Source organism: Mesorhizobium sp. M8A.F.Ca.ET.202.01.1.1 (genome assembly GCF_004791595.1).
In the GTDB taxonomy this organism is placed as follows: domain Bacteria; phylum Pseudomonadota; class Alphaproteobacteria; order Rhizobiales; family Rhizobiaceae; genus Mesorhizobium.
The window spans coordinates 80,060-102,186 of sequence record NZ_SRUN01000008.1 but is presented as its reverse complement, the minus strand read 5'-3'; the positions used below and the strand labels follow the sequence as shown (position 1 = coordinate 102,186).

Genomic DNA, 22,127 nt, shown 5'->3' with positions numbered 1-22,127 from the left:
TGGAAGGCCTGAGACGTCGCGCCGCCCCTCATCGCCCGGCAGGGCGATGAGGGGCAGCGCGAGGCCGACTGTAAAAGGACAGAAACTAACAGACGAATTTCCCATCATTCCTTGCCCACATCGATGATGATGTTGCCGTCGGCGTCGCAGCGCGCGCGGTCGCCGGGTTCGAGCACGGTGGTGGCGTCCATCTGTTCGAGGATCGCCGGCCCTTCGATGATCGCATCGAGCGGCAGCTTTTCCCTGATGTACACCGGCGTGTCGTGCCAGCGTCCGCCATACCAGACCGGCCGGATTTCGCGCCGCGCCTCTTCCAGCGTCTTTGCCCGCCCGGCCGGGTCGATCAGGCGTGACAAGTCGATCGCCGGGCGCATCCCGGTGACCGAGGTGTTGAGGTTGACGAGGTTGGCGCGGATTTCGGGCAGCTCGACCTTGAAGCGAGCGAAATAGGCTTTCTCGAACAGGCCCTGCAATGCAGCTCGCGTTACCGAGGAGGACGGCAACGGCACGTTGATGATGTGGGTCTGGCCGACGAACTGCATGTCCGCGGAGTGGGTGACGCGGATCGTTGCCGGCTTCACCGCTTCCTTGGCGAACAGTTCCTCACCTTCGTTCCGGTGCCGTTCCAATACTTGGTGGAGCCGGCTTTCATCAAGCAGGGCCACTGGCTGGTTGATGGTGTTGACGAAGTCGTGGCGCAGATCGGCGACGACGCAGCCGAGCGCATTGGTGATGCCGGGACGTGCCGGCACCAGCACTTTGGGCAGGCCGAGTTCGCGGGCGAGCGCCGTCGCATGCAGCGGCCCGGCGCCGCCGAAGGCGAACAGCGCGAAATCGCGGGGATCGTGGCCGCGCGATACGGATACCATGCGGATGGCGCCGGCCATCTTCATATTGCCGAGCCTGAGCACCGCGCCAGCCGCTTCGACGCCGGAGAGGCCGGTCGACTTGCCGATCCGGTCCTCGAAAATGCCGGTGACGCGCTCCGCTGTGACCGGATTGTCGACGGCCAGCAATTTCTTCGGCGCCAGCCGGCCGAGCACCAGGTTGGCGTCGGTGATGGTTGGCTCGGTCCCGCCGCGCCCATAGCAAATCGGGCCGGGATTGGCGCCCGCGCTTTCCGGACCGATCTGGATCAGTCCGGCCGCATCGACGCGGGCGATCGAACCACCGCCGGCGCCAACCGTATGCACCGCCACCATCGGGACATGGATCGGCATGGCGTATTCAATCTCGATCTCGTTCGAGACCGCCGGCTCGGCGTTGCGGATCAGCGCCACGTCGGTCGACGTGCCGCCCATGTCGTAGGTGACGAGGTTTTCGAAGCCGGCGCGCTTGCCCGTATAGGCGGCGGCGATGACGCCGGAGGCGGGCCCCGACATCACGGTCTTTGCCGATTCACGTGTGACGAAGCGGGCCGATATCATGCCGCCATTGCCGTTCATGATGAGGAAGTCTCTGATATAGCCCCTCGCGGCCAATTCCTTGCGCAGCCGCTCGACATAGCGCTCGAGTATCGGCTGCACCGAGGCATTGACCGAGGCGGTTACCCCGCGCTCGAATTCGCGTGCCTCCGACAGCAGCGCGTGGCCGGTGGTGATGTAGCCGTTCGGCCAGAACTCGGCGGCGATTTCGGCCGCCCGCCGTTCATGCGAAGGGTTGGCGTAGGAATGCAGGAAGTGGATAACGAGGGATTCGCAACCGGCGGCGATCAGCGCCTGTACGGCCTCACGCATTTCGACCTCGTCGAGCGGCGTGCGGATAGCACCTGATGCCTCGACGCGTTCGGACACCTCCAGCCGCAAATTGCGCGGGATGACCGGAACGAAGGTGCCCGTCATGCCATAGGGCTGCGGCCGCGTGCGCCGGCCAAGCTCGATCACATCGCGAAAACCGCGCGTGGTGATCATGCCGGTTTTCGCCAGGCGGCGCTCCAGCACCGCATTCGTGGTGGTGGTCGTGCCATGCACGATGAGATCGATGCCGTCGACCGGAAAGCCGGTGGCGCCAAGCGCCGAAACCACGCCAAAGGCCTGGTTGTCGACCGTGGTCGGGGTCTTGGCCAGATACACCTTGCCGCCGTCCTTGCCGTCGATCAGCAGCAGGTCGGTGAAGGTTCCGCCGACATCGATGCCGGCGACGACGCTGCCCAGGGAATCCGGCGGCTGCACCGAAAAATTCTCTTTCATTGTCGAAACCCGAAATGCTGGGACTACGGATATGCCGCAGTTTGGAAAGGTGTTTTACGGCGGCATCTTGACGCAAATATCGTTTGTATACTAATAAATTCTCGACACAAGAGCTTACCGCCTCGCAGTGTGTGCAAGGCACGCCGGAACCTGAATGGTTCGGGCGCGCACGGGAAAGTTTGGCGCCCGCGTCTGTAATTGGGCGAGAAGGTTGGAATTGATGAACACCACGCCCGCGTTCAATACCGCTGAAGCCCGCCCGCTGCAGTTTCCGATTCCGGCCAATGTCTATGCCGAAACCGTCGTCTCGGTGAAGCACTATACCGACCGGCTGTTCTCGTTCCGGATCACCCGTCCGCAGTCGCTGCGCTTCCGCTCGGGCGAGTTCGTGATGATCGGCCTGCCCAATGCCGAGAAGCCGGTGTACCGCGCCTACTCCGTCGCCAGCCCGGCCTGGGACGAAGAGCTGGAATTCTTCTCGATCAAGGTGCCGGACGGCCCGCTGACCTCGGAACTGCAGAAGATCCAGGTCGGCGACACCGTGATCATGCGCCAGAAGTCGACCGGCACGCTGGTCGTCGACGCGCTGACCCCGGCCAAGCGGCTGTTCATGATCTCGACCGGCACCGGCATCGCGCCCTTCGCCAGCCTGCTGCGCGACCCCGACACCTACGAGAAATTCGATCAGCTGATCCTGACCCATACCTGCCGCGACAATGCCGAGCTGATCTATGGCCAGGAACTGGTGGCGGCATTGGAAAGCGACCCGCTGATCGGCGAGCTGACCGCCGGCCGCGTCACGCTCTACAATTCGACGACACGCGAAGAGTCGGCGCGCATGGGCCGCATCACCGCGCTGATCGGCTCCGGCAAGTTCTACAGCGATCTCGGCATCGAGAAGCTCAATCCGGAAACCGACCGCATCATGATCTGCGGCTCGATGCACATGCTGAAGGACGTCAAGGAGCTGGCCGAAAGCCTCGGCTTCCAGGAAGGGTCGCTCAGCCACCCCTCGAGCTTCGTCGTCGAACGCGCCTTCGTCGGCTGAGGCCCGCGGGTCTCCCAGAAACCTTGTTTTGACCTTCCGGTCAAAAATCAGCTGCTTTCGCGGCCTTTTTCGGCTATCCCTCGCTTGAGGACTCGTGAAGCACGGCTTCGCGGGCTATCTTCGTGCGTGTCGCCCAAAAGTGTCGAACGGCTTTGGGAGGACGATGCGCCATCAGGCGCACGCCGCTGAATGAAAGGGCAGGAGATGAGCAGCACAATCCGCGAAGCCGATCTTGGCACCAAGGTGACGCCGCTGCCGGCACGCGCCGCCGCCAACACGCCGGTGCCGCTGGATCATCACATCGCGCGCAATCCCGGCCTGAAACTCGATCTCGGTTTTCTGGAATCGGTGCGCAGCGTCAACCGCTCGGCGCTGGAGCGCCGCGTCGCCAGCCTGACCAAGCGGCGCTCGATCAAGGCCGACAACCAGGCCGCCTGGCTGCTGCGGGCGATCGCCTGCATGGACCTGACGACACTGAACTCCAACGACACCGAGGAACGCGTGCGCCGGCTCTGCGCCAAGGCGATCAACCCGCTGCGCCGCGACATCATGGAAGGCCTCGGCATTGCGGGCGAAACCATCCGGCCGGCCGCCGTCTGCGTCTATCATCCCTTCGTTGCCACGGCCGTTGACGCCGTGCGCGGCACCGGCATCCATGTCGCCGCCGTCTCCACCGCCTTCCCGCACGGCCTGGCGCCGCTATCGACCCGCCTGCAGGAAATCGAGGCCTCGGTGAAGGACGGCGCCGACGAGATCGACGTCGTCATTCCGCGCGGCCTGGTGTTCGGCGCCAAGTGGCGGGAGCTCTACAACGAAATCGTCTCGATGCGTGCCGCCTGCGGGGACGCGCATCTGAAGGTCATTTTGGGCACCGGCGACCTCGCCACGCTGCGCAATGTCATGCTGGCCTCAATGGTGGCGATGATGGCGGGCGCCGATTTCATCAAGACCTCGACCGGCAAGGAAAGCGTCAACGCCACGCTGCCCGTCGGGCTTGCCATGGTGCGCGCCATCAGGGCCTATTTCGAGGAAACCGGCTATCTCATCGGTTTCAAGCCGGCCGGCGGCATTTCCACCGCGAAAGTGTCGCTCGACTGGCTGGTGCTGATGAAGGAAGAGCTCGGCCGGCCCTGGCTGGAGCCGGAGCTGTTCCGCTTCGGCGCGTCGAGCCTGCTCACCGACATCGAGCGCCAGCTCGAGCATCATCTGACCGGGCATTATTCGGCCAATCACCGCCACGCGATGGCGTAAGGCGAGCGAGGCCTTGAACGTGGAGCCCTACGGCGCCCCCCTGACAATTATCTGGAGCCCCGCCTGATGAACATTCTCGAACGCTATCACGCCATGGAATACGGCCCGGCGCCGGAGGCGCGCAACGAAGCTGATGCCTGGCTCGCGGCGCGCGATTTCGGCAAGGCGCTGTTCATCGGCGGCGATTGGAAGGCGGCGAGCGGCGGCAAGACTTTCGAGACCAGCGAACCGTCCTCCGGCAAGTTGTTAGCCAAGATTTCGGACGCCAACGCCGCCGACATCGACGCGGCCGTCGCGGCGGCCACGAAAGCGCTGCCGAAGTGGAGCGCCAGTTCAGGCTATCAGCGCGCGAAAGTGCTCTACGCCATCGGCCGCGCCATGCAGCGCCACCAGCGCCTGTTCGCGGTGCTTGAGACAATCGACAATGGCAAGCCGATCCGCGAGAGCCGCGATATCGACGTGCCGCTGGCCATCCGCCATTTCATCCATCACGCCGGCTGGGCACAGGCGCTGGACAGGGATTTCCCTGGCCACAAGGGTGTCGGCGTCGTCGGCCAGATCATCCCGTGGAATTTCCCGCTGCTGATGCTGGCCTGGAAGATCGCGCCCGCACTCGCGGCGGGCTGCACGGTGGTGCTGAAGCCGGCCGAATTCACGCCGCTCACATCAATCCTGTTCGCCGAGATCTGCGAACGCGCCGGTGTGCCGAAGGGCGTCGTCAACATCGTCCAGGGCGGCCCGGAAGCAGGAGCGGCGATCGTCAACCATCCCGGCATCCAGAAGATCGCCTTCACCGGCTCGTCCGAGGTCGGCAAGATCATCCGCAAGGCCACCGCCGGCTCGGGCAAGAAACTGTCGCTGGAACTTGGCGGCAAATCGGCCTTCATCGTTTTCGAGGACGCCGATCTCGACAGCGCCGTCGAAGGCCTCGTCGACGGCATCTGGTTCAACCAGGGCCAGGTCTGCTGCGCCGGTTCGCGCCTCTTGGTACAGGAAGGCATCGCCGACGCCTTGATCGCCAAGGTCAAGACGCGGATGAGCCGGTTGCGAGTCGGCAGCCCGCTCGACAAGAACACCGATATCGGCCCGCTGGTCGACCTGACCCAGCTCGACCGCGTCAAGGGACTGATCGCCGAGGGTGCCCGGCAGGGCGCCGTCTGCTGGCAGCCGGATGCAGCGCTGCCGTCTTCCGGCTACTATCATCTGCCGACGCTGGCAACGAGTGTTTCGCCGGCTAATATCCTTGCCCAGGAGGAGGTGTTCGGGCCTGTGCTTGCCACCATGACCTTCCGCAACACCGAGGAAGCGATCGAGCTTGCCAACAACACACGCTACGGGCTCGCCGCCTCGGTGTGGAGCGAGAACGTCAATCTCGCGCTCCATGTGGCGCCTCAGCTGAAGGCCGGCGTGGTGTGGGTTAACGGCACCAACATGTTCGACGCCGCCTGCGGCTTCGGCGGCTACCGCGAGAGCGGCTTCGGCCGCGAGGGCGGGCGCGAGGGCATGTTCGAATATCTATCGGCAAAATTGCCGCTCGGTTCGGTCATCAAGCCGGCGACGTCGTCCGCTCAGCCCGTCGAACAGGCGGATGGCTCAGCCATCGATCGCACGGCCAAGCTGTTCATCGGCGGCAAGCAGGTGCGGGCGGACGGCAATTATTCGATTGCCGTCGCCACCGCCAAGGGCAAGCTTGCCGGCGAAGTCGGGCTCGGCAACCGCAAGGATATCCGTGACGCCGTTTCAGCCGCGCGCGCCTGCAAGGCCTGGCCGGAGGCAACCGCCTATAACAGGTCCCAGGTGCTCTATTACCTGGCCGAGAACCTTTCCGGCCGTGCCAGCGAGTTTGCCGCCCGCCTCACCGAACTGACCGGGGCCAACGCCAAGGCGGCGCGGGACGAGGTCGAACAGTCGATTGAGCGGCTGTTCCTCTACGCCGGCCTCGCCGACAAGTTCGAGGGCCGGGTGCACCAGCCGCCGGCGCGTGCCGTGACGCTGGCGTTGCATGAGCCGGTCGGCGTCGTCGGCATCGTCGCGCCCGACAATCAGCCCTTGCTCGGCTTCATCTCGCTGGTCGCGCCGGCGCTGGCCATGGGCAACACGGTGGTGGCCGTGCCGTCGGAACGCCACCCGCTGCTGGCCACCGATCTCTATCAGGTCATCGAATATTCCGACGTGCCCGCCGGCGCCATCAACATCGTTACCGGCCGCACGGCGGAGCTTGCAGGCGTGCTGGCCAAGCATGACGACGTCGACGGGCTCTGGCTGTTTGCCGACGCCGACACCTGCGCCAAGGCGGAAGCCGACTCCGTCGGCAACCTCAAGCGCGTCTGGAGCGGCAATGGCCGCAGCCTCGACTGGGCCTCGGAAGAAGCCGCCGGTGACGCCTTGCTGCGCCGCGCCATCGAGGTGAAGAATGTCTGGGTGCCTTACGGCGACTGATGTTCGCACTTGGTGATCGCGTTCGGGCTTGACGCCCGGACGCATGTTCTTTAACGAGAAAAAACATCTTTATCAGTGAACTGGCACAGGCCGCACGATCGCGCCTGACTGGCACATGACGCCTTCGCCGGCCGCCGATAAAGGCAGTTGACCCAAGCAGGCGAGGAAAAGATATGGCGGATCTGGCAGGCAAGGTCGTTGTCATCACGGCGGCGGCGCAAGGCATCGGCAAGGCAAGCGCGCTGGCCTTCGCCAAGGCTGGCGCCACCGTCCATGCCACCGACATCAACGAGACGCTGCTGGCGGAACTCGCCAAGACCTCCGGCATCAAGACGCGCAAGGTCGACGTCCTCAATGACGAGGCGGTCAACTCGGCCTTCGCCGAGATCGGCCGTGTCGACGTGCTGTTCAACTGCGCCGGTTTCGTCCATTCCGGCTCGATCCTCGAGATGAAGGATGGCGACCTCGATTTCGCGCTCAACCTCAACGTTCGCGCCATGGTCCGCACCATCCGCGCCGTGTTGCCGGGCATGCTGGAGCGCGGCGACGGATCGATCATCAACATGGCCTCACTGGCGAGCTCGACCAAGGGTGTACCGAACCGCTTCGTCTATGGCCTGAGCAAAGCCGCGGTCATCGGCCTGACCAAGGCGGTCGCGGCCGACTATGTCGGCAAGGGCATACGCTGCAACGCCATCTGCCCCGGCACGGTCGAGAGCCCTTCGCTGGAGGACCGCATGCACGCGCAGGGCGACTACGAAGCCGCGCGTGCCGCCTTCATCGCCCGCCAGCCGATGGGCCGGCTCGGCACGCCGGAAGAGATTGCCGATCTCGCCGTCTACCTGGGCGGCGCCACCTACACATCGGGGCAGGCCTACAATATCGACGGCGGCTGGTCGATCTGAGCGCTGCCCGGAGACAATCGCGGGCACCGGGCGATCGGGTTTGGCGAAGGATCGGGAAGTCTGAAAATCCCGCTCGCCGGCTGTCAAAACAGGCTGCCTGCGCTTGTCGTGAAGCAGGCCGGTGGCTAGGGTCCGCCCGGTTCCGAAAGGGCTGATGCCTCGGCGGAGAGTTTGTAGAACGGCCGCGAGGCCGCAATCAGGAGAAGATGCATGAAACTGCTGCGCTATGGCGAGGTGGGAAGCGAACGTCCCGGCCTGCTCGATGCGGATGGAACGATCCGCGATCTCTCCGCCCATGTCGCCGATATCGCCGGCACCACGCTTCATCCGGCCTCGCTCGACATGCTGTCGAAGCTCGATGCAAAGTCGCTGCCGGCGGTTTCCGGCAAGCCTCGGCTCGGCGCCTGCGTGGCCGGCACCGGCAAGTTCATCTGCATCGGCCTCAACTATTCCGACCACGCCGCCGAAACCGGCGCCACCGTGCCGCCGGAGCCGATCATCTTCATGAAGGCAAGCTCGGCCATTGTCGGCCCCGACGATGACGTGCTGATCCCGCGCGGCTCGGAGAAGACCGACTGGGAAGTCGAGCTCGGCGTGGTCATCGGCAAGACCGCGAAGTATGTCAGCGAAGCCGATGCGCTCGACTACGTCGCCGGTTACTGCGTCTCCCATGACGTGTCCGAACGCGCTTTCCAGGCCGAGCGCCAGGGCCAGTGGACCAAGGGCAAGAGCTGCGACACGTTCGGTCCGACCGGCCCGTGGCTGGTGACCAAGGACGAAGTATCCGACCCGCAGAACCTCAAAATGTGGCTGACCGTCAACGGCAAGACGATGCAGAACGGTTCGACCAAGACCATGGTCTACGGCGTCGCCTATCTCGTCTCCTACCTCAGCCAGTTCATGTCGCTGCACCCCGGCGACATTATTTCGACGGGCACCCCGCCCGGCGTCGGCCTGGGCATGAAGCCGCCGGTGTTTCTCAAGGCTGGCGATGTGGTGGAGCTGGGCATCGAAGGCTTGGGGCAGCAGAAGCAGACGTTTAGGGCTGACGTTTAAGTCAGCGATCCTTGCGAAGCTTGCGCCGCCCCTCATCCGCCTGCCGGCACCTTCTCCCCGTATAGTAACGGGGAGAAGGGAAGCGCTCCAGCGTTGGCGACCCCCTCTCCCAGTTTTTCACGGGGAGAGGATAAGGGTGAGGGGCAGCGCCGACCTACGCTGAAACACTACTTCAGCACCTTCCCATCAGCGCCAAACCGATAGGTCCTCCCCGGATCGGGCGTCGCATAAAGCGTGGCGCCGGGTTCCGCGTCGTAGACGCCGAAAATCCGCACGGTGATCAGCCCGGCCTTCTCGCAGTCGAGATAGAGATTGGTGTCGGCGCCGAGATGCTCGGCATGGACGACCGTGCCCTTCCAGGCGCCGGATTTCGGATCGACGGTCAGATGCTCCGGCCGCACGCCGATGCTCTTGGCTGTCTCGCCGAGGCGGGCGCCGTCGACGAAATTCATCTTGGGCGAGCCGATGAAGCCGGCGACGAACTCGTTTGCCGGCGAATTGTAGAGCTCCATCGGGCCGCCGATCTGCTCGATTTTTCCCGCGTTGAGCACGACGATCTTGTCAGCCAGCGTCATCGCCTCGACCTGGTCGTGGGTGACGTAGATCATCGTCGCCTTGAGGCGGCGGTGCAACTGCGCGATTTCCAGCCGCGTGTTGACGCGCAACGCGGCATCGAGGTTCGACAGCGGCTCGTCGAACAGGAACAGTTTCGGCTCGCGCACCACGGCGCGGCCGATGGCGACGCGCTGGCGCTGGCCGCCGGAGAGCTCCGCCGGCCGCCTTTCCAGGTACGGTTCCAGCGACAGCATGGACGAGGCGATGCCGATGCGGCGGTCGATCTCCGCCGCAGGGGTGTTCGCCTGCTTGAGGCCGAGGCCCATATTGTTTTTCACCGTCAGATGCGGATAGAGCGCATAGGTCTGGAACACCATGGCGATGCCGCGTTTCGCCGGCGGCGTGACGGAGACGTCCTCGCCATCGATCAGCACCCGGCCCGAGGTCGAATCCTCCAGCCCGGCGATGACCCGGAGCAAGGTCGACTTGCCGCAACCCGAAGGGCCGACAAAGACGACGAACTCGCCATCCGTCACTTCGAGGTCGATGCCCTTCAGCACCTCGACCGGCCCAAAGGCCTTTTTTACATTCTCGATTTTTAGCGAGCCCACGGCTTCTTCCTGTCGTTAGAGTTTGACGGCTGCGCCGCTGCGAACGCTCTCGTCGGCCGCAAGGCAGACGGCGAGCGACCGCACCGCATCGTCCATGTGGCGGGTCAGGTCCAGGTCCTCGCGAATTGCCTTGAGGACAAAAGCCTGTTCGAGATCACACAAGTCCTGATGGCCGGGTTCGCCTTCCATCGACAGCATCTCGTCCGGCTTTAGGAACTTGCCGTCCGTGCCGGTCGCCGCACTGTGCAGGCGGATGGTCGAGGTTTTGGTGTGGGTGTCGATGTCGTCGGACTTCACGCCCTCCTTCATGACGATCGACACGCAGCCCTTGGGCGACATGACATCCTTCACAAAGAAGGCCGTCTCGGAAATCATCGGACCCCAGCCGGCCTCGTACCAGCCGACCGAACCGTCATCGAACAGCACCTGCAGATGGCCGTAATTGTACATGGAGGGCGCGACCTCGTCGGTCAGCCGCACGCCCATGCCGCGCACCTCGACCGGCTTGGCGTCGGTGATCTGCAGCATGACGTCGAGATAGTGCACGCCGCAATCGACGATCGGCGAGGTCGTCTGCATCAACTGCTTGTGCGTCTCCCAGGTCGGCCCTGAGGATTGCTGGTTGAGGTTCATGCGGAACACGTAGGGGCCGCCGAGCTTGCGCGCCTCGGCGATCAGCCTGATCCAGGACGGGTGATGGCGCAGGATATAGCCGATCACCAGTTTTTTGCCGTTGGCCTTGGCGGCGGCAACGACGCGCTTGGCGTCGGCCACCGTCGTTGCCAGCGGCTTCTCGACGAAGACATGGCAGCCGGCCTCGAACGCCTTCACCGCATAGTCGGCATGGCTGTCGGAATAGGTGGCGATGCAGGCGACATCCGGTTTTTCCTCGCGCAACGCGTCGTCGAACGAGCGTCTGATGCCATAGCCGGACAGCCCCTCCGGCAACGGCACGTCGGAACGGTTGATCAGGGCGGCGATCTCAAAGCCTGGATTGGTGTGATAGGCCAGCGCGTGACTGCGCCCCATATTGCCGAGCCCGGCGACGACGACACGAAGGGGTCTTTCTGAACTCACTTGACGGCTCCGGAAGTAATGCCGCGGATCAGCTGCCGCGAGAAAATGACGTAGAGGATCAGCACCGGCAGGATCGCCAGCGAGAGTGCCGCCAGGATGGCGTTCCAGTTGGTGACGAACTGGCCGAGGAAAAGCTGGGCGCCGAGCGTCACCGTCTTGGTCTCTTCGGACGGCGCCAGGATCAGTGGGAACCAGAGGTCGTTCCAGATCGGGATCATGGTGAAGACGGCGACGGTCGCCATGGACGGCCGCACCAGCGGCACCACCAGGCGGAAGAAGATGGTGTACTCCGACAGGCCGTCGATGCGGCCGGCATTCTTCAGATCGTCGGACACCTGCTTCATGAATTCGGACAGGATGAAGACGGCCAGCGGCAGGCCCTGCGCGGTGTAGACCAGGATCAGCGCCGTCAGCGTGTTGACCAGCCCGCTCGCCACCATCAGCTGCAGGATGGCGACAGTGGCGAGCCGGATCGGGATCATGATGCCGAGCGCCAGGTAAAGCCCCATCAGCGTGTTGCCGCGAAAGCGGTATTCCGACAGCGCGAACGCCGCCATGGCGCCGAACAGCAGCACGAAGAACAGCGAGCCGACGGTGACGACGAGACTGTTCTGGAAATAATGGATGAAATCGCCCTGGCCGATCACCGTGGTGTAGCCGATCATATCGAAGGTTTTCGGCGTCGGCGGCGTCAGCGGCGCGCCGAAGATGCCGGCGCGCGACTTGAACGAATTCATGATGACCAGAACCACCGGGAAAAGCGCGATCACCGTGTAGGTCAAGAGGATCGCGTGGGCGCCGATGGTGCGGGGGAGTGAACGGGTGGCGATGCTCATCTCTTGCCCCTCAGAACTGGTAGCGACGCAGGCGCGTCTGGATGAGGAAGAGGTAGACGCAGACACCGCCGAGGATGATCAGGAACATGATCGTGGCGATGGTCGCGCCCATGTTGGGATCGCCGACCTGCAGCTGGAAGCCGAAGAAGGCGCGGTAGAGGAAGGTGCCGAGAATATCGGTCGAATAGTTCGGCCCGGCGAGCGCGCCTTGCGCCGTGTAGATCAGGTCGAAGGCGTTGAAATTGCCGACGAAGGTGAGGATCGAGATGATGCCGATCGACGGCAGGATCAGCGGCAGCTTGATCTTCCAGAACTGCGACAGTCCGGTGATGCCATCGCATTCAGCCGCCTCGATCACCTCGTCGGGGATCGACAGCAGGGCGGCATAGATCAGCATCATCGGGATGCCGATGAACTGCCATACCGACACCAGGCTGAGCGCGGTCAGCGCGTATTGCTCCTTGCCGAGCCACGGCGTGAACAGGCTTTTCAGGCCGACGAAATCGAGCAGATGCGGCGCCACGCCCCACAGCGGCGACAGGATCAGCTTCCAGGCGAAGCCGACGATGACGAAGGACAGAATGGTCGGCACGAAGATCGCCGTGCGGTAGAAGGCCGAGAACCGAAGCTTCGGGCTGGACAGGAGGGCGGCCAAAAGCACGCCGACCGGGTTCTGCACCAGCATGTGGATGATGAAGAACCAGACATTGTTCCTGAGCGCATTCCAGAAATTGACCGACCAGTTGGGGTCGCCGAACAGGGTGCGGAAATTGTCCAGGCCGACGAAGACCTGGGACTGGTCAACGTTGCGGAACAGCGAGAGCTGCAGCGTGCCGGCCAGCGGCAGGATCATGATCGCCGTATAGACGAGCACCGCCGGCGCCAGGAAGACGGCGATATGCCAGCGGAACGGTCTTTTCGGTCGTGTTTGTGCGGCCATGAGTTCGGTCCCCGCCGTCTCTCGGTTCGGACGATATGATGCTAGATGACGCCTCGATGCACGGCCCGAATGTTCTTGCCGGTGAGGCAACAACAAAGCCTGCGACTGGTCAGCCAGCCTTCCCCAACAAGAGCAAGGGTAAGGCCGAGAGGCGATGCCGACAATCGCTATCTGAACTGCCAGGTAGTCCGGAACCGGCCGGGCATGCGCCCAGCCGGCTCCGTTGCCTGAGCTCTTACTTCGCCGGATGATACCAGCTGTCGAGACCGGTCTGCAGCTTCTTGGCCGCGGCTTCGGGCGTATCGGTGCCGTTGATGACGTTGGCCGATTCAACCCAGGTCTCGTTTTCGAGGTTCGGCGTGCCGCGCGACAGGATCTGGTAGGTCGAGCGGATCGTCGACTTGCACTTGCCGCGCCAGGAGACGAATTCCTGCGCCAGCGGGTCTTCCATCTTCACCGGCGCGGAGTTCAGGCTGAAGAAGCCCGGCAGCGCGTTGGCGTAGATGGTGGCGAAATCAGGCGAAGCCACCCAGGACAGGAAGGTCTTGGCCGCGTCGGCGTGCTTGGAGGCTGCGTTCAGGCCCATGCCGATGTCGGTATGGTCCGAGATGTAGCAGGTGTCGCCGGCCTTCTCGACCGGCGGCGGGAAGGCGCCCATCTTGAACTGGGCCTGGGTGTTGAACAGGCCGATTTCCCACGAGCCGGCCGGGTAGATGGCGGCGCGGCCGAGCGTGAACAGGTTCTGGCTGTCCGGATAGGTCTGAGCCTCGAAGCCGTCGCCCAGATAAGGCTTCCACTTGGCCAGTTCCTCATAGGGAGCGACCCAGTCCTTGTCGGTCAGCTTCTGATCGCCCTTGATCAGTGCCGCGCGGCCGTCCTCGCCCTTCCAGTAGTTGGGGCCGATGTTCTGGTAGCCCATGGTCGCGGCTTCCCAGAGGTCCTTGGTGCCCATCGCCATCGGGATGTAGGTGCCGTCGGCCTTGATCTTGTCGAGCGCGGCGAAGAATTCGTCGCGGGTCTGCGGCACCTTGATGCCGAGTTTATCGAAGGCGTCCTTGTTGTAGATGAAGCCATGGATGACGGAGGCCATCGGTACGCAGAAGCTCGCCTTCCCGTCATCGGTCTGCCAAGCGGACTTGGCGACGGGCGAGAAGTTTTCCATGCCGGGCAGCGCCGAGAGATCGGCAAGGTTGCCCTTCTTGAACAGTTCGAGCGACTTGTCGAACGGGCGGCAGGTGATCAGGTCGCCCGCCGAACCGGCGGCGAGCTTGGCGCCGAGCGCGGCATCATATTCCGTCGGAGCCGATGGGGCGAACACCACCTTGATGCCGGGGTTCTTGGCTTCGAAGGCCGGGATCAGCTTGTCCTTCCAGATGGCGAGGTCGTCGCCGCGCCAGCTTTCGATGTTGAGCGTTACGTCCTCGGCGTGAGCTAGCCCGGCCGAGCCGAGAATGCTTGTGCCCAGTAGCAGTGCCGTCAGTAGTTTCGTTGTCATGCTCAGTCTCCCTGTTGACCTTTTTCAGGTTCCGTTTTGATGAGAACAGAGGCGTTGCGCCCCTTGCTCCCCTCGATTGCTGAAAGCGCTGGCCGCAGCTTCTGGCCGGTCCCTTCCAACAGTTTCTCGGCCGCGTCGGCGCTGTCGGCGCCGGCGGCAAGCAGAATGGCTGTCTTGACCGCGCCGCCGCTCTTTTCGAGCAGGCTGGCGGCCTCTTCCTGGCCGCGGCCGCTGACGGCGGCGACGATGCGCGCCGCCCGGTCGCGCAGCTTCATGTTGTCGGCCATGAGGTTGACCATGTAGCCGTCATGAACATGACCAAGATGAATGGCGGTCAGCGTCGACAGCATGTTGAGCGCGATCTTCTGCGCCGTGCCGGCACCCATGCGGGTCGAGCCGGCAATGACTTCCGGCGGGGTTTCGAGCAGGATGGCGGTGTCGGCCTGCCGCAGCAGAGCCGAACCCCTGTTGTTGGCAATGCCGATGGTGACGGCACCCCGTCGCCGCGCATCCTCGATGGCGCGCACCGCGTAGGGGGTCGTGCCGCTGGCGGAAAGTGCGATCAGGCAATCGCCCGCGCCGATGCCGGCATTGGCGACCGCGGTCGAGGCCTCCTCCGTATCATCCTCCGGCCCGCCGGCCAGTGTCTTGAATGCTTCGTCGCCGCCGGCGATCAGGATGGCAATGCGGTCGCGCTGGATGCCGAACGTGCCCGGCAGTTCCAGCGCGTCGGCCAGCGCCATCAGGCCGGAGCTGCCGGCCGCGGCGTAGGCAAGCTTGCCGCCGCTGCTCAGGCAGCCGGCAATGATCTCGGCTGCCCTGGCGATGGAAGGAATGGCGTTGCGGACCGCTTTCGCGGCCTCGACCTGCGCATCGGCCAGCGAGCCGAGGATCGCTTCGGGCGCCTGGATATCCAGCCCCTCGGCATTCCCATGCAGCGCTTCGGTGCGCATTTCGGCCATCCCAGTTCCTCCAATCCACAAAACAATACCAAAAAAATACCACTTGTCCACACGCATTAACGAATTCGCGGACAGGGAATCGCTGAGCCGACGAATTACGCAAGTTTTTCAATAAAATACGGCTTAATCTTTTTGAAACGGAAATTAACTCTTGGCTATTGGTATTTTATTGGTATTATCCGCCCGGAGGAGAAATCGCGTGAAATTCGTGCTCGGTATCGATGGCGGCGGCACCAGCTGCAGGGCCGCCCTGGCAACAGTCGACGGCGCCGTCATCGGCCGCGCCAAAAGCGGCGCCGCCAACATCCGCACCGACCTCACCGGCGCCCGCTCGAACATCGTCGATGCGGCGCGGCAGGCCTTCATCGCCGCCGGTCAGGATCCGGACCTGATCCCGCAAACACCCGCCATTCTCGGCCTTGCCGGCGCCAATGTCGGAACCTACCGGCAGCAGCTCGAAGCGATCCTGCCGTTCAGCACCAGCCGCGTCGAGACCGATGCCGAGATCGCGCTCGAAGGCGCGGTCGGTTCTGGTGACGGCGCGATGGCGATCCTGGGCACCGGCACTGCCTATATGGCACGCAAGAATGGCAAATCGCGCGCCATCGGTGGCTGGGGGTTCCAGGTCGGCGACCAGGGCAGCGGCGCCCGCATCGGCCGCGACCTGCTTGAACAGACATTGCTCGCGCATGATGGCGTGCGCCAGGCATCGCCGCTGACCGACAGCATGATGGCCGTTTTTCGCAACAATCCCGAGGACGTGGTCGAGTTCACCACCAACGCCAAACCAGGCGATTTCGGCGGCTTCGCGCCGAAAGTGTTCGAGCACGCGCAAAAAGGCGACATCGTCGCCAACTGGATCCTCGACAAGGCGGTCGCCGATGTCGAGGCATCGCTCGGCGCGCTCGACCTCGCGGCCGGCGCGCCGCTCTGCCTGCTCGGCGGGCTGGCGCCGCTCTATGCGCCGCGCTTGTCGGCACGCTACCGCGCCCTGCTGAAGGAACCGCTCGACGATGCGCTAGGCGGTGCCGTTCAGATGGCGGCGCGTCTGTTCGCCAGGACGGAGGCCGCACGATGAGCGATGCCGCCGACCAGATCTTCGCCACGCTCAAACAATCCTCGCAAAGCGGTGCGCCGCTTTACCTGCAGCTCAGGAAGAGCATCGAGGACGCCGTCAATCGCGGCCTGATCGGCCCGGGCGACGCGCTGCCGTCCGAGCGCGACATCGCCACCAAGGCCGACATTTCGCGCGTCACCGTGCGCAAGGCGGTGCAGGACCTGGTCAAGGGCGGCATCCTGGTCCAGCGCCATGGCTCCGGCACATTCGTGGCGCCGCGCATGGAACGTGTCGAGCAGTCGCTGTCGCGGCTGACCTCCTTCACCGAGGACATGGCGCGGCGAGGCATGGCGGTGCGCTCCGCCTGGCTTGATCGGGGGCTCTACGCGCCCTCGCCCGACGAGATGATGGTGCTCGGCCTGTCGTCGAACGAGCTGGTGGCGCGCGTCGCGCGCCTGCGCATCGCCAATGACACGCCGCTGGCGATCGAACGCGCCTCGCTGTCGGCCAGCGTGCTGCCCGATCCGGCCGGCATCGGTTCCTCGCTCTACGCGGCACTGGAACTGACCGGCAACCGGCCGGTGCGCGCCGTGCAGCGTATCTCCGCCGCCAATCTCGGCGAGGGCGATGCGCGCCTGCTCGAAGTGCCGCCGGGTATTGCCGGCCTGCACATCGAGCGTATTTCCTATCTGGCGAGCGGCAAGGTGATCGAATTCACTCGCTCCATCTACCGGGGCGATGCCTATGATTTCGTCGCCGAACTGCGGCTGACAGGGCCGAGCGAAGAGGGCCGACCATGATCTCCAACACCACCCATATGCAGCGCGAGATCGAGGAAATCCCGCAAGCCGTCGCCCGCCTGCTCGACGGCTCGGGCGCGGTGCTGGCCGAAGCCGGGCGCGGCATCAGGGAACGCGACCCGCATTTCGTCGTCACCGTGGCGCGTGGCTCGTCCGACCATGCCGCCACCTTCATGAAATATGCCGTCGAACTGACCGCGGGCCTTGCCGTCGCCTCGGTCGGCCCCTCCATCGCCTCGATCTATGGCCGCAAGTTGCGGCTTGACGGCTCGGCGTGTCTCGCGATCTCGCAGTCGGGCAAGAGCCCCGACATCGTCGCCATGGCCGAAACCGCACGGGCCGGCGGCGCGCTGACCATCGCCGTCACCAACACCGCCGATTCGCCGCTCGCGCGCGCCTCGGACTATGCGATCGACATCCTCGCCGGCCCCGAGCGCAGCGTCGCGGCTACCAAGACCTTCATCAACTCCGCCGTTGCCGGTCTTGCCTTGATGGCGCATTCGACCGGCGACGAAGCGCTCCTCGCGGCACTTGCCCGCCTGCCCGAGCATTTCGGCAAGGCGATCGCCTGCGGCTGGATGAGCGTGCTCTCCGAAACGATCGAGAAGCAGAAGTCGTTGTTCATTCTCGGCCGCGGCCCGTCGGCGGCGATGGCCAACGAGGCGGCGCTGAAGTTCAAGGAGACCTGCGGCATGCATGCCGAGGCCTATAGCGCGGCCGAGGTCATGCATGGCCCGCTGGCGCTGATCGGCCCCGACTTTCCGGTGCTGGCGCTGGCCGCGCGCGACGCGTCCGAGCCCTCCGTCGCCGAAGCCGCCGACAGCCTGGCGGCCAAGGGCGCGCCGGTGTTCGTCACCTCGGCACTCGCCAATCGCGCCACGCGCCTGCCGCATGTCGCCACCGGTCATCCGCTGACCGATCCGCTGACGCTGATCGTCTCCTTCTACATGTTCGTCGAGGCCTTTGCCCGCCATCGCGGCCTCGACCCGGACGCGCCGCGCAACCTTCGCAAGGTGACGGAGACCGTATGAGCGATCGTTTTGCCCTGACCGGAGCCCGCATTTTCGACGGCGACGACTGGCATGAAGGTGCCGCCCTTGTCGTGCGCGACGGCCTTGTCGAGGCCATGCTGCCGCAAGGCGCACTTCCCGGGGATATCCGCGCCATCGACACCGGCGGCGGCATGCTGGTGCCGGGCTTCGTCGATATCCAGGTCAATGGCGGCGGCGGGGTGATGCTCAACGACCATCCCGATGTCGCCTCGATCGAAACCATCTGCCGCGCGCATGCGCCGTTCGGCACGACGGCACTGCTGCCGACGCTGATCACCGACACGCCCGCGATCACCGCTGCAGCCATCGCCGCCGGCGAAGCCGCAGCGCTGCAAAAGGTGCCGGGCTTTCTAGGCCTGCATCTGGAAGGGCCGCATCTCTCGATCGCCCGCAAGGGCGCGCATGATCCGGCGCTGATCCGGCCGATGACGGACGCCGACCAGGCCATGCTGATGGCGGCGCGCCGGAAGCTGCCGGTGCTGCTCACCACGATCGCGCCGGAATCGGTCGACCCGGCCCGCGTCACGGCATTGGCGAAGGCCGGGATCGTCGTCAGCCTCGGCCATTCGGACACGGGCCACGCCACGGCAAAAGCCTTCGCCGAGGCCGGCGCCAGTGTCGTCACCCATCTGTTCAACGCGATGAGCCAGATCGGCAATCGCGAGCCCGGGCTGGCGGGAGCCGCCATCGACATCGGCACCTTGTCCGCCGGCCTGATCGCCGACGGCATTCATGTCCATCCGGCGACGATCAGGATCGCTCTCGATGCCAAGCAGGGGCCGGGCAGGATCGTGCTGGTCACCGACGCGATGGCGACGATCGGCACCGACATGACGTCGTTCACCCTCAATGGCCGCACCATCTACCGCAAGGATGGGAGCCTGCGGCTTGCCGACGGCACGCTGGCCGGCGCCGACCTCGACATGATCTCGGCTATCCGGTTCATGCACCGCACCGTCGGACTCGACCTATCCGAAGCCTTGCGCATGGCTTCGCTCTATCCGGCGCAGGCGATCGGCCAGTCGCACCGGCTTGGCCGCTTTGCCAATGGCACGGCGGCGGACATCGTTGCGCTGTCGGACGATCTTGGCATAGGAAGCGTCTGGATCGGCGGCGACAAGGTGTTCGAGACTGCCGCTTCCCGCTGAGCGAGAGGGCATGCAGACAATCGATTGTGTCGTCGCCGGAGCAGGCGTCGTCGGCCTTGCCGTCGCCAGGGCGCTTGCCTTGTCGGGCCGCGAGGTGGTGGTGATCGAAAAGGCCGACGCGATCGGCACCGTCACCAGTTCACGCAATTCGGAAGTGATCCATGCCGGGCTCTATTATGCGCCCGGCAGCCTGAAGGCCCGGCTCTGCGTCGAAGGCCGCCGGCTTCTCTACGCCTACTGCGCCGAACACAATATCGGCCATCGCCGCGCCGGCAAGCTGATCGTCGCCAGCGAGCCAGGCCAGGCGGACGGGCTGCGGGCGATCGCGGCCAATGCCAGGCGCTGCGGGGTCGACGATCTTGAGTTTTTGACGCGCGGCGAGGCCGAGCGCCTGGAACCGGCGCTGAGCTGCGCCTCCGCGCTGCTGTCGCCGTCGACCGGCATCATAGACAGCCATGCGCTGATGCTGTCGCTGCGCGGCGACGCCGAGGCATCAGGCGCATCCCTGGCTTTCCTCACTTGCGTTGCCGGCGCGACGACCGAAGCCGGCCGGATCCGGATCGACACGCGCGATGCCAATGGCGAGACCTTCGCCTTGGAGGCCGGCGCTTTCATCAACGCAGCGGGCCTCGATGCGCAGGCGGTGGCCGGCCGGATCGAGGGTTTTCCAAGGGACCTCATCCCCCGGCAGTGGCTGGCGCGCGGCAATTACTTCGCGCTTCCCGGGCAGTCGCCCTTTTCGCGGCTGATCTATCCGGTTCCGGTCGAGGGCGGTCTCGGCGTCCATCTGACGCTCGACCTTGCCGGCAATGCGCGCTTTGGTCCCGACGTCGAATGGACCGACAGCGTGGATTACACGGTCGACCCCGGCCGAAGCGCTGTCTTCTACGAGGCGATCCGCAGCTATTGGCCCGACCTTGCCGATCATGCCCTGCAGCCGGCCTATGCCGGCATCAGGCCGAAGCTGTCCGGCCCGGGCCAGGCTTCAGCCGATTTCATGATCCAGGGTCCAGCCGATCATGGCGCGGGCCGGATCGTCAATCTGTTCGGCATCGAGAGCCCCGGCCTGACGGCGAGCCTGGCGATCGCCGACCATGTCGTCGAACTCTTGTACACAAGCTGAACCGGCGTCCTCGCCAGGGCGGGTTTCTGCCTAGCCGGCCTTGGCGGAGACATAGAGATCCTTGTAGCTGTCGCGAAGCAAGTTCTTCTGTACCTTGCCCATCGTGTTGCGCGGCAGTTCGTCGACGAAGATCACCCGTTTCGGGTGCTTGTACTTCGCCATGCGGCCGGCGATGGCGTCGAGGATTTCGGCCGCGGTGATACGCGAAGCGGGCGAGCGCACGATGACAGCGGTGACGCCTTCGCCGAAGTCCGGATGGGCAAGGCCGATGACGGCGCTTTCCAGGACGCCGTCGAGCGCGTCGATCTCGCTTTCGAGCTCCTTCGGATAGACGTTGTAACCGCCTGAGATGATCAGGTCCTTGCCGCGACCGACAATATGGACATAGCCGTCGGCATCGATCGTGCCGAGATCGCCAGTGATGAAGAAGCCGTCGGCGCGAAATTCCGCCCTGGTCTTTTCCGGCATGCGCCAGTAGCCGCCGAACACGTTCGGCCCCTTGACCTCGATCATGCCGACCTCGCCCTGGGCAAGCGGCTTGCCGGTGTCGGGATCGGCGATGCGCAGCGACACGCCGGGCAAGGGGAAGCCGACCGTGCCGGCGCGCCGCTCGCCCTCATAGGGATTGGAGGTGTTCATGTTGGTCTCGGTCATGCCGTAGCGCTCGAGGATGGCGTGGCCGGTACGCTCGCGCCATGCCTTGTGCGTTTCGGCCAGCAACGGCGCAGAACCGGATACGAACAGGCGGATGGTCTTCGCAGCCTCGCGATCCAGCCCCTCCTGCTGCAACAGCCTGGTATAGAAGGTCGGCACGCCCATCAGGGCGGTGGCGCGCGGCAGCAGCGAGACGACGCGGCCGGCGTCGAATTTCTGCTCAAACAGCATCGAGGCGCCGGCCATCAGGACGACATTGGTGGCGACGAACAGGCCGTGCGTATGGAAGATCGGCAGCGCGTGGATCAGCACGTCATCCCCGGTGAAGCGCCATTGCTCGACCAGGACCCGGGCATTCGAGGCGAGATTCTCGTGGCTGAGCATGGCGCCTTTCGAGCGGCCGGTCGTTCCCGACGTGTAGAGGATCGCCGCAAGGTCGTCCGCGCCGCGCTCGACATCATGGAAATCGGAGGTCTGCCGCGATGCCTGGTCCGCAAGGGATCCCTCGCCATTGCGGTCGAGCGTGACCACGACGGCACCGGACGGCTCGACCATCCCACGGATATCCGCCGACCGCGCCGGATCGCAGACAATCACCCGGGGTGCCGCATCGTCGAAGAAATAGCCGAGCTCGGCCAGCGTATAGGCGGTGTTGAGTGGCAGGAAGACGGCGCCGGCGCGCACGCAGGCGAGATAGAGCAAAACCATCTCCGGGCTCTTCTCGACCTGCACGGCAACCCGGTCGCCGGGCGCGACATCCATTTGCAGCAGCGCATGCGCGAGCTGCGCCGATCGCGCCAGCATGTCGCCATAGGTGAGCGTGCGGCCATCATCGGTTTCCATCAACGGATGCCCAGGCGAGGGCATCCGGGACCGGAATGCATCGAACAGATGATTGCTCATGAAATCTTCCTGGAGTGACGCAATTG

The 22,127-nt window shown here is 64.7% G+C and carries 18 protein-coding genes; 10 read left to right on the top strand and 8 right to left on the bottom strand.

Features of this window, described 5'->3' with window-relative positions; translation table 11 throughout:
* Nucleotides 1-104: 104 nt before the first annotated feature.
* Nucleotides 105-2,189 (bottom strand): hydantoinase/oxoprolinase family protein, encoded by a 2,085-nt coding sequence (locus EN845_RS18440; RefSeq protein WP_127871141.1) that lies wholly within the window; start codon nt 2,187-2,189, stop codon nt 105-107.
* 220 nt (nt 2,190-2,409) lie between these two features.
* Between EN845_RS18440 and EN845_RS18435 the strand changes: the two genes are divergently transcribed.
* The 5 genes from EN845_RS18435 (at nt 2,410) to EN845_RS18415 (ending at nt 8,888) form a co-directional block, all read left to right on the top strand.
* Nucleotides 2,410-3,237, top strand: a complete 828-nt coding sequence (locus EN845_RS18435; protein ID WP_127275363.1) for a ferredoxin--NADP reductase — start codon at nt 2,410-2,412, stop codon at nt 3,235-3,237.
* Between the two features lie 204 nt (nt 3,238-3,441).
* Nucleotides 3,442-4,488 (top strand): deoxyribose-phosphate aldolase, encoded by a 1,047-nt coding sequence (gene deoC / locus EN845_RS18430; protein ID WP_127871140.1) that lies wholly within the window; start codon nt 3,442-3,444, stop codon nt 4,486-4,488.
* Nucleotides 4,489-4,554: 66 nt separating this feature from the next.
* Nucleotides 4,555-6,927: an aldehyde dehydrogenase family protein gene (locus tag EN845_RS18425; protein WP_127871139.1), complete on the top strand. Its 2,373-nt coding sequence runs from the start codon at nt 4,555-4,557 to the stop codon at nt 6,925-6,927.
* Nucleotides 6,928-7,100: 173 nt separating this feature from the next.
* Complete coding sequence (locus EN845_RS18420; protein ID WP_127871138.1) at nt 7,101-7,832, top strand: SDR family oxidoreductase; 732 nt, start codon at nt 7,101-7,103, stop codon at nt 7,830-7,832.
* 210 nt (nt 7,833-8,042) lie between these two features.
* Nucleotides 8,043-8,888: a fumarylacetoacetate hydrolase family protein gene (locus EN845_RS18415; protein WP_127275359.1), complete on the top strand. Its 846-nt coding sequence runs from the start codon at nt 8,043-8,045 to the stop codon at nt 8,886-8,888.
* A 167-nt stretch (nt 8,889-9,055) separates the two neighbouring features.
* Here the strand turns inward: EN845_RS18415 and EN845_RS18410 are convergent, their stop codons facing one another.
* The 6 genes from EN845_RS18410 to EN845_RS18385 all read right to left on the bottom strand — a co-directional run bounded on the left by EN845_RS18410 (nt 9,056) and on the right by EN845_RS18385 (nt 15,364).
* On the bottom strand, nt 9,056-10,054 hold the full coding sequence (locus EN845_RS18410) for an ABC transporter ATP-binding protein (RefSeq protein ID WP_127871137.1): 999 nt from the start codon (nt 10,052-10,054) through the stop codon (nt 9,056-9,058).
* A 15-nt stretch (nt 10,055-10,069) separates the two neighbouring features.
* Complete coding sequence (locus EN845_RS18405; protein WP_127871136.1) at nt 10,070-11,131, bottom strand: Gfo/Idh/MocA family oxidoreductase; 1,062 nt, start codon at nt 11,129-11,131, stop codon at nt 10,070-10,072.
* Nucleotides 11,128-11,967, bottom strand: a complete 840-nt coding sequence (locus tag EN845_RS18400) for a carbohydrate ABC transporter permease (protein WP_127871135.1) — start codon at nt 11,965-11,967, stop codon at nt 11,128-11,130. Before EN845_RS18400 ends, EN845_RS18405 begins: the two co-directional genes overlap by 4 nt.
* Before the next feature lie 10 nt (nt 11,968-11,977).
* Nucleotides 11,978-12,907, bottom strand: a complete 930-nt coding sequence (locus EN845_RS18395; protein WP_127275355.1) for a sugar ABC transporter permease — start codon at nt 12,905-12,907, stop codon at nt 11,978-11,980.
* A gap of 235 nt (nt 12,908-13,142) precedes the next feature.
* Nucleotides 13,143-14,402 carry an ABC transporter substrate-binding protein gene (locus EN845_RS18390; RefSeq protein WP_127871134.1) on the bottom strand — a complete coding sequence of 420 codons (1,260 nt, stop codon included), beginning with the start codon at nt 14,400-14,402 and terminating at the stop codon, nt 13,143-13,145.
* A gap of 2 nt (nt 14,403-14,404) precedes the next feature.
* Nucleotides 14,405-15,364, bottom strand: coding sequence for an N-acetylmuramic acid 6-phosphate etherase (locus tag EN845_RS18385; protein WP_127871133.1), 960 nt, complete (start codon nt 15,362-15,364; stop codon nt 14,405-14,407).
* Between the two features lie 199 nt (nt 15,365-15,563).
* Here EN845_RS18385 and EN845_RS18380 point away from each other — a divergent pair, with 199 nt between their 5' ends.
* The 5 genes from EN845_RS18380 to EN845_RS18360 are packed head-to-tail and all read left to right on the top strand — an operon-like array spanning nt 15,564 to nt 20,544.
* Nucleotides 15,564-16,442: an N-acetylglucosamine kinase gene (locus EN845_RS18380; protein ID WP_127871132.1), complete on the top strand. Its 879-nt coding sequence runs from the start codon at nt 15,564-15,566 to the stop codon at nt 16,440-16,442.
* The gene (locus tag EN845_RS18375) at nt 16,439-17,221 is read left to right on the top strand and encodes a GntR family transcriptional regulator (RefSeq protein WP_127871131.1); all 783 of its coding nucleotides are present in this window, start codon (nt 16,439-16,441) and stop codon (nt 17,219-17,221) included. The genes EN845_RS18380 and EN845_RS18375 overlap by 4 nt, the downstream gene beginning before the upstream one ends.
* Nucleotides 17,218-18,252 carry an SIS domain-containing protein gene (locus EN845_RS18370; RefSeq protein WP_127275350.1) on the top strand — a complete coding sequence of 345 codons (1,035 nt, stop codon included), beginning with the start codon at nt 17,218-17,220 and terminating at the stop codon, nt 18,250-18,252. Before EN845_RS18375 ends, EN845_RS18370 begins: the two co-directional genes overlap by 4 nt.
* Nucleotides 18,249-19,421, top strand: coding sequence for an N-acetylglucosamine-6-phosphate deacetylase (gene nagA / locus EN845_RS18365; protein WP_127871130.1), 1,173 nt, complete (start codon nt 18,249-18,251; stop codon nt 19,419-19,421). The genes EN845_RS18370 and nagA overlap by 4 nt, the downstream gene beginning before the upstream one ends.
* A 10-nt stretch (nt 19,422-19,431) precedes the next feature.
* Nucleotides 19,432-20,544, top strand: coding sequence for an NAD(P)/FAD-dependent oxidoreductase (locus EN845_RS18360; protein ID WP_127871129.1), 1,113 nt, complete (start codon nt 19,432-19,434; stop codon nt 20,542-20,544).
* A 30-nt stretch (nt 20,545-20,574) separates the two neighbouring features.
* Here the strand turns inward: EN845_RS18360 and EN845_RS18355 are convergent, their stop codons facing one another.
* Nucleotides 20,575-22,101 (bottom strand): malonyl-CoA synthase, encoded by a 1,527-nt coding sequence (locus EN845_RS18355; RefSeq protein ID WP_127871128.1) that lies wholly within the window; start codon nt 22,099-22,101, stop codon nt 20,575-20,577.
* Nucleotides 22,102-22,127 lie beyond the last annotated feature (26 nt).

What these genes read in the sequence shown, in the direction of transcription:
- EN845_RS18440 (WP_127871141.1), bottom strand. Translation starts at nt 2,189, where the DNA reads ATGAAAGAGAATTTTTCGGTGCAGCCGCCGGATTCCCTGGGCAGCGTC.
- EN845_RS18435 (WP_127275363.1), top strand. Translation starts at nt 2,410, where the DNA reads ATGAACACCACGCCCGCGTTCAATACCGCTGAAGCCCGCCCGCTGCAG.
- deoC (WP_127871140.1), top strand. Translation starts at nt 3,442, where the DNA reads ATGAGCAGCACAATCCGCGAAGCCGATCTTGGCACCAAGGTGACGCCG.
- EN845_RS18425 (WP_127871139.1), top strand. Translation starts at nt 4,555, where the DNA reads ATGAACATTCTCGAACGCTATCACGCCATGGAATACGGCCCGGCGCCG.
- EN845_RS18420 (WP_127871138.1), top strand. Translation starts at nt 7,101, where the DNA reads ATGGCGGATCTGGCAGGCAAGGTCGTTGTCATCACGGCGGCGGCGCAA.
- EN845_RS18415 (WP_127275359.1), top strand. Translation starts at nt 8,043, where the DNA reads ATGAAACTGCTGCGCTATGGCGAGGTGGGAAGCGAACGTCCCGGCCTG.
- EN845_RS18400 (WP_127871135.1), bottom strand. Translation starts at nt 11,967, where the DNA reads ATGAGCATCGCCACCCGTTCACTCCCCCGCACCATCGGCGCCCACGCG.
- EN845_RS18395 (WP_127275355.1), bottom strand. Translation starts at nt 12,907, where the DNA reads ATGGCCGCACAAACACGACCGAAAAGACCGTTCCGCTGGCATATCGCC.
- EN845_RS18390 (WP_127871134.1), bottom strand. Translation starts at nt 14,402, where the DNA reads ATGACAACGAAACTACTGACGGCACTGCTACTGGGCACAAGCATTCTC.
- EN845_RS18385 (WP_127871133.1), bottom strand. Translation starts at nt 15,364, where the DNA reads ATGGCCGAAATGCGCACCGAAGCGCTGCATGGGAATGCCGAGGGGCTG.
- EN845_RS18375 (WP_127871131.1), top strand. Translation starts at nt 16,439, where the DNA reads ATGAGCGATGCCGCCGACCAGATCTTCGCCACGCTCAAACAATCCTCG.
- EN845_RS18370 (WP_127275350.1), top strand. Translation starts at nt 17,218, where the DNA reads ATGATCTCCAACACCACCCATATGCAGCGCGAGATCGAGGAAATCCCG.
- nagA (WP_127871130.1), top strand. Translation starts at nt 18,249, where the DNA reads ATGAGCGATCGTTTTGCCCTGACCGGAGCCCGCATTTTCGACGGCGAC.
- EN845_RS18360 (WP_127871129.1), top strand. Translation starts at nt 19,432, where the DNA reads ATGCAGACAATCGATTGTGTCGTCGCCGGAGCAGGCGTCGTCGGCCTT.
- EN845_RS18355 (WP_127871128.1), bottom strand. Translation starts at nt 22,101, where the DNA reads ATGAGCAATCATCTGTTCGATGCATTCCGGTCCCGGATGCCCTCGCCT.